The organism is Achromobacter mucicolens, assembly GCF_029866465.1.
Lineage (GTDB): Bacteria > Pseudomonadota > Gammaproteobacteria > Burkholderiales > Burkholderiaceae_B > Achromobacter > Achromobacter mucicolens.
In genome coordinates, this window is sequence record NZ_CP123364.1 from 3,139,274 (window position 1) to 3,150,748 (window position 11,475).

Annotated in this window: 6 protein-coding genes; 2 read left to right on the forward strand and 4 right to left on the reverse strand. The window is 58.8% G+C overall.

The window, feature by feature from the left end; all coding sequences use genetic code 11:
- Nucleotides 1-3: 3 nt before the first annotated feature.
- Nucleotides 4-717: a gluconate 2-dehydrogenase subunit 3 family protein gene (locus QEP15_RS14305; protein WP_062841033.1), complete on the reverse strand. Its 714-nt coding sequence runs from the start codon at nt 715-717 to the stop codon at nt 4-6.
- A 350-nt stretch (nt 718-1,067) separates the two neighbouring features.
- Here QEP15_RS14305 and QEP15_RS14310 point away from each other — a divergent pair, with 350 nt between their 5' ends.
- Nucleotides 1,068-2,681, forward strand: a complete 1,614-nt coding sequence (locus QEP15_RS14310) for an NAD(P)/FAD-dependent oxidoreductase (RefSeq protein WP_142054900.1) — start codon at nt 1,068-1,070, stop codon at nt 2,679-2,681.
- A 28-nt stretch (nt 2,682-2,709) separates the two neighbouring features.
- On the opposite strand, the gene QEP15_RS14315 is transcribed toward QEP15_RS14310, so the two are convergent.
- Together QEP15_RS14315 and QEP15_RS14320 are read right to left on the reverse strand one after the other, a co-directional pair.
- Nucleotides 2,710-3,522 (reverse strand): SDR family NAD(P)-dependent oxidoreductase, encoded by an 813-nt coding sequence (locus QEP15_RS14315; RefSeq protein WP_280147612.1) that lies wholly within the window; start codon nt 3,520-3,522, stop codon nt 2,710-2,712.
- A gap of 200 nt (nt 3,523-3,722) precedes the next feature.
- Nucleotides 3,723-4,859: a hypothetical protein gene (locus QEP15_RS14320; RefSeq protein WP_227741243.1), complete on the reverse strand. Its 1,137-nt coding sequence runs from the start codon at nt 4,857-4,859 to the stop codon at nt 3,723-3,725.
- Nucleotides 4,860-5,227: 368 nt separating this feature from the next.
- Between QEP15_RS14320 and QEP15_RS14325 the strand changes: the two genes are divergently transcribed.
- A complete protein-coding gene (locus tag QEP15_RS14325) occupies nt 5,228-10,072 on the forward strand; it encodes a DUF3320 domain-containing protein (protein WP_175155654.1) in 4,845 nt (1,614 codons plus the stop codon).
- A gap of 159 nt (nt 10,073-10,231) precedes the next feature.
- Here the strand turns inward: QEP15_RS14325 and QEP15_RS14330 are convergent.
- A protein-coding gene (locus QEP15_RS14330) for an IS3 family transposase (RefSeq protein WP_280147613.1) occupies nt 10,232-11,460 on the reverse strand; the annotation gives its coding sequence in 2 pieces (ribosomal slippage) (nt 10,232-11,110 and nt 11,113-11,460; 1,227 coding nt in all).
- Between the last annotated feature and the right edge of the window lie 15 nt (nt 11,461-11,475).

Below are 11,475 nucleotides of genomic sequence, written 5' to 3' on the forward strand. Positions count from 1 at the left end.
GATTTAACCCTTCTCCCCAGAGATCGACACGGGGCCATAGGGATACTTGACGTTGGGCTGATCCGCCCAGTCCATGAAGTCGGCGCGCGCGCCGGGAAAGCCCACCATCTTCCAGCCCACCATGCCCTTGTTGCCGCCATAGATCGGGTCGGCGAAAAAGCCTTCCTTCGTGTTGGCAAGCAGGAAGCTGAAGAACGTCTTGGACGGCACGGACTCGAACGCGATCTTGCCGGCCTGCAGGTCCTTCAGGATCTGCTCCTGCAAGGCCTTGTCCAGCTCGGCATACGCCTTGCCGTGCGTCTTCACGCAGAAGGCGTCACAGGCCTTGATGCCGTTGCGATAGACCTGGCGGGGATTCTGGTCGAGCTGATAGCCCAGTTCCGGCGCCTGATCGGTGTGGAACGGCCCGTCCATGTACCACAGCTTGCCGTGGCCAAAGGGCGTATCCATCTGACGATCGATGAACTCGGGCACGCCCGCCGCGATGGCGCCAGGACCGTATTCGTCGGCGGGAATCAGATGATCCACCGCGGCAACGATGAAGGCCCATTCGGCCTTGGTGAAATAGGTGGGCTCGTACGGCTTGGCCGTCTTTGCGGCATCGCCGTCGGCGGCGTTGGTACAGCCGACGGTCAGGCCGCCGACCGCCAGCGTCGACGCTGGCACAATGGCCATCGCCTGCAGAAACCGCCGGCGCGGTTGTGCGTCATCAGTCATGGACATCTCCGTGAATATTCCAAGTTGTCCTAGCGCGCTACCGAACATGCAACCTGGAAACACGAACTGCCCGAGCTAGTGACAACACGCTCTTTTCTTGCTCAAGATCAAGACTGCTCTTTGAAAAGGGACGTAAGAGCAGGTGTCGGCATTATGCGCTTCTGATCCGCTCGTTCGACCGTATCAGATGGAATTTCTTGACGTGGAAAAGTCTTTTGCATTAAGGACAACGTAAGAACATCGAAAATGCATTGATTTCTGACAGCAAGGTGAACAAAAACCGTCGTCGGCCGTCCAGTACAATCCGCGTTTGGCGACGTTGTGATCGCCCATCTGTCTGGACCCCAAGCATGTTGCGTCTGTCTGAAATCAAGCTGCCGTTGAACCACACGCCCGAGGAACTGCCCGCGGCAATCCTCAAGAAACTGGGCATCCCGGCCAGCGACCTGAACGGCTTCACCATCTTCCTGCGCAGCTACGACGCGCGCAAGAAGCACAACATCCTGCTCATCTATGCGCTGGATGTGGACGTGGCCAACGAAGCCGCAATCCTCGAGCGCTTTCACGACGACCGCAACGTCAAGCCGTCTCCGGACACCGAATACAAATTCGTCGCTCAAGCCCCCGCCACACTCGCCAAGCGCCCCATCGTCATCGGCACCGGCCCCTGTGGTCTCTTCGCCGGCCTGGTCCTGGCGCAGATGGGCTTCAAGCCCATCATCCTGGAACGCGGCAAGGCCGTGCGCGAACGCACCAAGGACACCTGGGGCCTGTGGCGCAAGCGCATCCTGAATCCCGATTCCAACGTTCAATTCGGCGAAGGCGGCGCGGGCACGTTCTCGGACGGCAAGTTGTACAGCCAGATCAAGGACCCCAAGCACTACGGCGAAAAGGTCCTGAAGGAATTCGTCCTGGCCGGCGCGCCTGAAGAAATCCTTTACGTCAGCAAACCCCACATCGGTACGTTCCGCCTGGTCGGCATGGTCGAAGTCATGCGCGACACCATCACCAAGCTGGGCGGCGAAGTCCGCTTCTCCAGCCGGGTTGAAACCCTGCACCGCGAGAACGGCAAGGTCACCGGCGTCACGTTGGCAAACGGCGAACACATCGAAGCCGACCACGTCGTCCTGGCTATCGGCCACAGTGCCCGCGACACCTTCCAGATGCTGCTGGACCAGGGCGTCTTCATGGAAGCCAAGCCCTTCTCCATCGGCTTTCGGATCGAACACCCGCAATCGCTCATCGACCGCGCGCGCTTCGGCCCCAACGCCGGCCACCCGATCCTGGGCGCCGCCGACTACAAGCTGGTGCATCACGCCAGCAACGGCCGCTCCGTCTACAGCTTTTGCATGTGCCCCGGCGGCACCGTCGTCGCGGCCACGTCCGAACCGAACCGCGTCGTCACCAACGGCATGAGTCAGTATTCGCGCAACGAACGCAATGCCAACGCCGGCATCGTCGTGGGGATTTCGCCGGAAGTCGACTATCCGGAGCACGTGCTGGCTGGCGTCGACTTTCAGCGCAAGTGGGAATCGCAGGCGTTTGAGCTGGGCGGCCGCGACTACAGCGCGCCGGGGCAGCTGGTGGGCGACTTTCTCGCCGGCAAGGCATCCACCGAGTTCGGCGCCGTCAAGCCCTCGTACACGCCCGGCGTGCACCTGACCGACCTGGCCACCGCCCTGCCCGACTTTGCCATCACCGCGATCCGCGAGGCCCTGCCTGCGTTCGACAAGACCATCAAGGGCTTCAACATGCCCGACGCCGTACTGACCGGCGTCGAAACCCGCACGTCTTCGCCTATCCGCATCAAGCGCGATAACGACACGCTGCAGAGCATCAACACGCAGGGGTTGTTCCCGGCCGGTGAAGGCGCAGGTTACGCGGGCGGGATTCTGTCGGCGGGGGTGGACGGGATCAAGATCGCCGAAGCTGTGGCCCTTAGCATCATGGGCCGTCAGGGGTAAGCAGGCTCGCCGCCGCGCGCCATCGCGTTCATTCAGATGGCCGCGTCTGCGTCAGCCCCGTGGGCGGCCCGTCAATTGCCGTCCACCCTGCATCCACCGCCAGGCTGCTGCCCGAGATATAGCTCGCGGCATCCGACGCCAGAAACGCCACCGCCGCGCCCACCTCGGAGGGCTGACCCCAGCGGTTCAGCACCGTATGGCCGGCGTATGTGTTGTAGATGTCGGGACGTTCCTTCAGCGGCTCGGTCAGACGGGTCTCGATGATGCTGGGCATCACCGCATTGACGCGCACGCCGTAGGGGCCGACCTCCGCCGCAAACGCCTTGACCATCTGCTCGATGCCCGCCTTGGTGGCGGCGTAAATGCCCAATCCGGGCTCGATCGTCACGGCACGCATCGACGAACACAGGATCATGCTGCCCGCGCCCTGCTTCATCATCGGCCGTCCGAAGTGGCGCATGAAGTGAAACGCGCCGCGAAGATTCAGGTTCACCACCTGGTTGAACTCGTCTTCCGTGTAATCGACGATGAGCTTGCGGATGTTCAGCGCTGGTGTGGACACCGCGATGTCGATCCTTTTTTGCTCGGTTAAAACCCTGGCGGCCAACTGCGCGATGGACTCGCCGCTGGCCGCATCGGCCTGCATCCAGCCGGCCGCGCCGCCGCCGTCGATGATCTGCTGCGCAGTGGCTTGCACGCCAAGTTCGTCGCGGTCCGCGCACATCACATAGGCGCCCATCGCGCCCAGCGCGTGCGCCGACGCCTGACCGATGCCGGAAGCGGCGCCCAGGAGGACAGCGATTTTTCCTTGAAGACTGAAGAGTTGCGGATAGTTGGTCATGAACGCTTTGAAAACGGTTTAAATGGCAACCCGTCAGGCTGCGGGCGCTTGGCGATTATCCTGGCATGACTGAACCGCTAACTATCGCAACCATATGACAGATCACTGCGAGGCCACGCGAGCCGCGCTGCCTCGAGGATTTGCGCCACCGAATAAACGTCGAGGCGTAAAAAAACCGGCGTCTGCCGGCTTGGTTGGATTTAGCGCGCCATACCGATCTGCAGCACCGACGGGTCGCGCTGCATGTACCGGTTCATGATCTGGCTCAGAATTGGGTTGCCCGCGTTCTCCGCCTTCGGCGCCGTCAGGCTGACCACGGCCGCGCACAGCTTGCCCGCCTGAACGGTGTGCCCCTTCACATCGGCTTGCACCGTCGCCGCCATGGCTTTTTTCCAGGCCGCGGCAACCCCATCGACTGCCTGCTGCGCAACGCCGCAATCCGAGTAGGACAGCGAAAGCACCACCGCAGGCACATCCTTGACCTGCACGTCCGCAATGATGCCGCCAAAGTAAGGCGGAATGCCTTCGTTGCTGGATGCCGCAGCTGCTTGAAGCTTCTGCTTCGCACTCTCCAGGTCGGCCGGCGATGACATCAACACCTTTGCCGGATCCACCCCTTGCAAGCCAAAGACCGGCGAGATGACAGCCGCCTGCACGATCCGCCCGCCATCCGTAGGCACTGCCCCCTTCAGCCCCGCAATGGAAGCCGCAACGATCTCGCTGTCCGCAACGGAAGGCTTGGGCTGAGACAACGCCTTCATGCCCGAGGGCGCCGCTGCCTGCACCAATGCCGTATCGAGTGGCAAGACAAACGTCGGCATACCCATCGTGCCCCGCCAAGGCTGCTGCCCCGTGGCTTTGGTCAGATCGGGTTTATTGGGCTCGCCGTTTGCCATCAATCCGGCCACATCGCCGTCCACGGGCTTGAAGTCCGCCTGCTTCAGACGATCGGCAAACTTGTCCGCCGCCTGCTTGTCCTTGACACCCCAGTAGGTGACATTGCCGGGCGACTGGCCGAAGCCTGCAAAATAGGACAAATCATTGAGAGGGATATGCGCGCTGTCGGACCATTTATCCAGACCGTAGCCCATGGATTGCAGCGGCGTGATCGCCTGCGCGATGGACAATCGGCGCATCGCATCGGCGGTGGGCCCATCTTTTTCAAGGCCGCGCCACGCCTGCACATCAAGGAAGGATATCTGTATCGCTTCAGGGGCACTCAACACCACCTGCGGTACTTGCTTCAAGGCCTGTTGCAAGGTTTGCGTGCTGTCCTGTGCTGCCATCGACGTACCGCAAACAGTCATCAAGCCAAGTGCAAGGGCCTTTAAGCGCATCCGATATCTCCCGTGGGTTGGTGCTCAACTAAGCCCGGGAAGTATATCAATGGTCGGTCACCAATAAAAAAGCATACGTTTGCACAGCCCTGCAAGGGGCGGTTTACTTCTCTAGAAACCGAGCATAAGCCGAATTCCTGCATCTATCGGTGAAAAGCGTTGTCGCGAATCTGCTACCAACGCCGGAATAGATCAAGATAAAAAACAGATCCTGCCCGTTAATGATCGTTACCCATTGTAGTATTTAGGTTCGCGGCGGCGTTGCGGCCGCCCCTTACGTGCAGATGGACCACCGGCATGGGTTTGGTTCATGTTTCCGAAACAGAGCGCGCTTGATGCGAGCCATATCATCCTGAGCCAACACCGTTATGTCAGTAATTGATGGAACCACCGCAGACATCCATACGAAGTTGCTGCAAAGCCGCCAAGAATTATTAGACATTGGGCTGCGCAATAATCTGATCAGCGCCAGAAAAACTAGCAAAACAATTACTGTTCAGTCGGCAGTGGCAGAGTCCCTACTAGTTGCGCTGGTGGATAACCAAAAGTCACTCACGTTCCGAGCAATTGGATCCAGCCGAAACAGCGCCCAAGACGCCGCAGATTCTCAAGCAAAGACGAAGGCGGAAACGCCTGCTCCGCGTGCCTGCTCCCGCGACGAGGCTACCGACAGCAATGTTGAACGTCTAGAGGCGAAGCCGTCCGGCAGCTCCCCCGCACTTGAAGACGCACAACCCTTCCCGAACCACCAAACCAAAACCGTTGGTCAGCGCGCTCACGAGCTGCAAGTGGCCAGCACCGAAGATTCGCTCTCTCTTCAACTCTTGAAAATCCGCGCTGACGCGCAGGCGTTCGTCGAAGAGCAAGGCGCAAATCTTCTGTTCCTTGCTATCGGATTTCTTCATTGGTACGAGAGCGATTCTTCCAAAGATTCGAGGCGCGCGCCCCTGGTCTTGGTACCGTGCAACTTAGTGCGTAAGTCTGCCCAAGAGACGTTCCACCTAGAGCCTACCGGTGATGACATTCAAGTGAATATGTCACTAGCCGCCAAGCTCCGCACGGATTTCGGCATCACCTTGCCAACACCCGATGCCGAGGCCGAATCGGATGCCGCTGCATGGCTGGAGTATTTCGGAGCCGTAGAGCGCGCTGTCACCCGTCAGCCGCGCTGGCGCGTGTGCGCAAACGAAGTGATGCTCGGGTTCTTTTCTTTCGGCAAATTCCTCATGTACAAGGACCTGGATCCCGAAACATGGCCTAAAGAAAAGCAACCAAGCGACCACCCCGTGGTTCGCCGCCTGATCGGCGAGGGATTTGCAGGAGAATCCGCGGCGTATCACGAGGACGTGCACATTGACGAGGTGATTACCCCAGGTGAAGTGCATTTCGTCAAGGATGCGGACAGCAGTCAAACTCAGGCTATTCTCGAGGTGCGTGCGGGGCGCAATCTTGTGATTCAAGGTCCGCCGGGGACAGGAAAATCTCAGACTATCACCAACCTCATCGCCGAACTCGTTGGACAAGGCAAGACAGTATTGTTCGTCGCTGAGAAGATGGCGGCCCTTGAGGTGGTAAAGCGCAGACTAGACGAATGCCATCTTGGCGATGCCGTACTTGAGCTGCACAGCCACCGTGCCACCAAAACCGCCGTACTTCGTGATCTGGCCAACGCACTGGAACAAGGGCGGCCCGTCGTGGAGAGCGGTGAGCGCGAAATGCAGCAGTTGCGAAAGGTCCAAACTGAGCTGAACGCTTACTGTGAAGCAGTGGCAGCGCCTGTGGGCAAAACAAAAATGCCATTTTCTGTAGTGCTGGGGCGGCTGCTGTCACTGAAGCGGCAGTTTCCCGACCTGACGGCGCTAGCGATGCCTGCCATGGCCAAGTGGCAGGAGAAAGATCATATCGACGCCCGAGAACTCGTAGACAGCATGGCACTGGTGCTGGGCGCACTGGGTCGTCCAACAGCTAGTGCATTGTGGGGGAGCCAGCACACAGTCTTCACACCAATCGAAGAGAGCCGAGCGAGCGAAGCGCTGACCCGGGGCGGCGCGGCGCTCCAGTCATTGCTGCAATCTTCGAACGACCTATCTCAACGACTGCAGCTTACCGAGCCGGCGAGCCTGCATGATATCGACGTCGTCTGCAGAGCCGCGAGGCGCGCAGCCGAGGCACCCAAGCTTTCTGGTATCCGCCTGTCGACAGGAGACTGGCAAGCGCGCCGCGATGCATTAAAAGCGTTGACCGATGCTGGATCCGGAATGAGCTCGGCACGGCTGCACTGGTCCACGAGTTTGATAGATGCGGCTGAGAACGAGGATCTGCTTTCCACCCGTCAAAGCCTCGCCCGATATGGGAGCAAGTGGTGGCGATCCTTGGCGGGCGAATGGCGTGCGGCAAAGAAAAAAATGCAGGGCCTTGCAAAATCCGACTTGCCCAGCGATCCTCAGCATCTAGTTGAGCTGGCGGATAGCGTGCTCGCGTATCAACAGCATAAGAGGACGTACATTTCTCACGCGGCCCTAGGAGAAGCGCTATTCGGCGCGCAATGGCAATTCGAAAAGTCTGATTGGGACGTGCTCGACCGAATTTCGCGTTGGGTGATTACCTTGCACGATGAGGTTGGCAAGGGCGACATGCCTCAGGGCATCGTAGACTTCTTGTCGGGACATCAAGATGCAAGTGGTCTTGGAGAATTGGCAGCTTCCACTGAAGCCAACGTTAGTGCTCTCAAAACCGCTGTGGAGGCCGCAACCACTTCGCTGGCGCTGAAGCCAATCCCCTGGACCGAACACCCTCTGCAGGAGCTCGGTGAGCGCCTTAACACGTGGCTTAAGCAGTTGCCTCAACTTCACCAGATGGCAAGATTCAACACCCTGACCGGGCGATTCAATGCGGCAGGGCTGGAGCCTATCCGGGAGGTTGCCCAGAATTGCGACCAACCCGACACTCTGCGTCCGCTGCTGGATATCAGTTGGTACGACTTTCTGGTGCAAAAGGCCTATACCGATCACCCGGAGTTAGCGGGGTTTGATCGCCTGGAACATGAGCACAGAATTCAACGCTTCAAGAGCCTAGACCTCGCGTCGATTGAACATGCGCAGACCAAACTCGCTACGGACATTTGGAGACGAAAGCCTCAGATAAATCAGCCTGGTGAAATGGCCGTACTGAGAGGAGAGATCAATAAAAAGCGTAAACATCTGCCAATTCGCCAATTGATCGACCGTGCGGGACGCGCGATCCAGCAGTTAAAGCCTGTGTTCATGATGAGCCCGATGTCAATTGCCAACTTCCTCCCTCCGGCCAAAGTGGCCTTCGATGTAGTGATCTTCGACGAGGCGTCGCAGGTCAAAGCGGTGGACGCACTGGGCGCGATTTTGCGCGGGCGGCAAGTCATCGTGGTCGGCGACACGCGGCAGATGCCGCCCACCGATTTCTTCAGTCGAGACGCTGAGCAGGAAGAAGACACGGAAACTGCCGACATCGAGAGCATTCTCAGTCTGTTTAAGGCCAAAGGCTGCAACGAACGGTACCTGCGCTGGCATTACCGCAGCCGCCACGAGTCACTAATCGCAGTATCCAATGTCGAGTTTTACGACAGCAGGCTGGTCGTGTTTCCCGCCGCTGGTCAAAACCGATATGCAACGGGTATTGCCTTCAGACACAACCCCAATGCTCTATATGATCGCGGCAAGACTCGTAGCAATTCCGGCGAAGCTCAAGCAGTCGCAAACGCAGTTCTTGAGCACGCCCGCATTACCCCACATCTTTCGTTGGGCGTTGCAGCCTTCAGCGTCGCGCAGCGAGATCGTATCGAAGAAGAGCTGGAGCGTCTGCGCAAGGCGCATCCTGAAACCGAGGAATTTTTCGCTTCGCATCCCAATGAACCATTCTTCGTAAAAAATTTGGAGAATATTCAGGGTGACGAACGAGACGTCATGTTTATTAGCATCGGCTATGGCCGCAATGAATCCGGTCGCATCGCGAAGGAGTTCGGGCCGCTGAATCGAGACGGTGGACATCGTCGACTTAACGTACTTATTACGCGTGCCAAAATGGCCATGACTGTGTTTAGCAACTTCCGTGCTGACGAGCTCGAACTCGACGCAGGCGCCAAACATGGCGTGCGCGCATTGAAGAATTTGCTCAAGTACGCCGAAACTCGTGAACTGGAATGCAGCGTAGAAACCGGAAAAGCGACGGATTCCCCCTTTGAAGATCAGGTTATGCGCGCCCTGCAGGAACGGGGCTACAGTGTCGAACCCCAGGTTGGCACCGCCGGTTACTTCATCGACCTTGCTGTGCGCGACCCTGAGCTTCCCGGGCGCTATTTGCTAGCAATTGAGTGCGATGGCGCGGCTTATCACAGCGCGAAATCAGCTCGAGACCGAGATCGCCTTCGCCAAGGAGTCCTCGAGGGCCTGGGATGGCGCTTCCATCGTATTTGGAGTACGGACTGGTTCCGAAATGCAGGGCACGAGACGGACCGCGTCATAGACGCAATCAAAGCGGCGCAAGAATCGTTTAAAGCAGCGGCTGAATCCACCCAATTGTCTAAGGCCTCGTCGCCCGAGCGGACTGAAGCGTCCGCAAGGATTGAACTCGATCGAGAAGCTGCTGACCTGTCAGAAGAGAGCCTCCGCCCCACTCGGTACGTCTCGATCGAACTGCCTGTGCAAAAAAACGGCAGCGACATCGCCTCCGCGCCGCTGCACACCCTTCGTGAATTGGTATCGGCCGTTGTTGATGGCGAGGCGCCTGTAAGCATAGAAATCATCGGTCGTCGGCTCATGGCTGCATTCGGCGTCAGCAGAGCCGGGGCTAGAGTTGTTGCCCGCATCAAGGAAGCGGTGGATGCCTCGATGAAGGAGCATGCATACGTGCTACAGGACGAAGGATTCATCATCCGGCCCGAGCAGTTGGATGGAAGTGCCCCGATTACGGTCCGAGATAGATCATCATTGCCGACAGCTGAGCGGAAGATTGAACTGATTGCTCCTGAGGAAATTCGAACTGCGTTGGTTCAGACGACATTGCTTGCGTTTTCAATATCGTCCACACAGCTGATCGCTGAAGTGGCTCGGCAGCTAGGATTTAACCGCGCAAGTGCGAATATCTCGGCCCGGATCGAAGCACAGTTAGGCGTGCTTTTAGCAACTCAGACGCTGAGCCCCATCGACGACGGACGAATAGCCATTGCACAACCGGGATGAGCGCGGAGTGCTTTTTTCCAGGCCCGACTTTCGCGCGACGATCGATAACATATTGGTAGCGCTAGGCCTTCGTTAATGCACTCAAGCATCAAGGGTTAACGCAGGATGCTGACCCGTCCTGCCATAGGTTGACACCTACGGCACGGTATCCGTAGCAGGCTACGGACTGAACACCCGGTGAACTTCATCGGGTGTTTTGCATTGTAGGGACAGGTGCGGACGCTCGGTGTTGTAGATTTCGACGGACTGCTTGACCATGAGCCGGGCTTGGGCCAGATCGGCGGGCTTGTGGAGCAATAGCTCTCCCTTCAGGATGCCGTTGACCCGCTCAGCCAAGGCATTCTGGTAGCAGTCGTAGCCGTCAGTCATCGAGCAACGGATGCCGTGCCGCGCGTGCAGGCGCTGGTAGTACGTTGAGCAGTACTGGATGCCTCGATCCGAGTGGTGCACCAGCGGTTGGCTCGAGCGCCGCGAGCGCAACGCCATCTCCAGTGCGCGGCGCATCCCTTCGGTCTGCAGATTCTCTGCCACGTGGTAGCCCACGATCTTGCGCGAGTAGGCGTCGGTCACCAGGCTTAAGTAGGTGCACCGTTGGGCGGTCGGCAGGTAGGTGATATCGGCTACCCAGACCTGCTCGGGCCCCGTCGGCACCACTTGGCCTTCGCCTTCCTTGAGCAGGTTCGGGTGGCGTCGGAAGCGGTGATGGCTGTCGGTGGTCTTGTGATACGCCCGGCGTGGCCGCACCAGCATCCGGGCGCTGCGCAGAATGTCGAACAGCGCATCGCGCCCGGCCTTGATCCCCGCCTCGCGTAGCGGCTGGCCCAGCATGTGATGCAGCTTGCGCGTACCCAACGTCGGTTGACGTACCCGCAGCGCGGTGACCATCGATACTACTTGGCATGCCTGCTGCTGGCGCTCGCGCTCTCTGTGCCTGCTCTTGTAATACGCCTGGCGGCTATGGCCCATGTAACGGCAAGCCCTTGCCACGCTCAGCCCTTGGACGAGCTTTTGCGTGAGGACTTGCCCAAAGGCTTTTTTACGACGCGTACCCCGTAATCCTTCTCCAACACATTGACCACGGCCTCAAACAACTGCGCCTTCTCGCGGGCTTCCTTGAGCTGAATCTCCAGTTCCTTGATCCGCTGCTCGGGGGTAAGCACTTTGCCTTGACGATCCATGTCCACTCCTCTGACCGTCGGCAGGCTCCAGCCGCTCCAGCCCGGGCGGCCATGTTTGCGCAGCCACACCAGCACTGTCGACCGGCCTTGGATTCCATAGCGGCGCTGAGCCTCTTTGTACGTCAGCTCGCCTTTTTCCACCTGCTCGACCACCGACAGTTTAAAAGCCAGACTGTAGTCCCGCTGGGTTCGCTTGATCCTTGATTCCAATTGACTCTCCTTTTT

Coding starts and splice junctions, on each gene's coding strand:
- QEP15_RS14315 (WP_280147612.1), bottom strand. CDS start 3,522: ATGACCAACTATCCGCAACTCTTCAGTCTTCAAGGAAAAATCGCTGTC.
- QEP15_RS14325 (WP_175155654.1), top strand. CDS start 5,228: ATGTCAGTAATTGATGGAACCACCGCAGACATCCATACGAAGTTGCTG.
- QEP15_RS14320 (WP_227741243.1), bottom strand. CDS start 4,859: ATGCGCTTAAAGGCCCTTGCACTTGGCTTGATGACTGTTTGCGGTACG.
- QEP15_RS14310 (WP_142054900.1), top strand. CDS start 1,068: ATGTTGCGTCTGTCTGAAATCAAGCTGCCGTTGAACCACACGCCCGAG.
- QEP15_RS14305 (WP_062841033.1), bottom strand. CDS start 717: ATGACTGATGACGCACAACCGCGCCGGCGGTTTCTGCAGGCGATGGCC.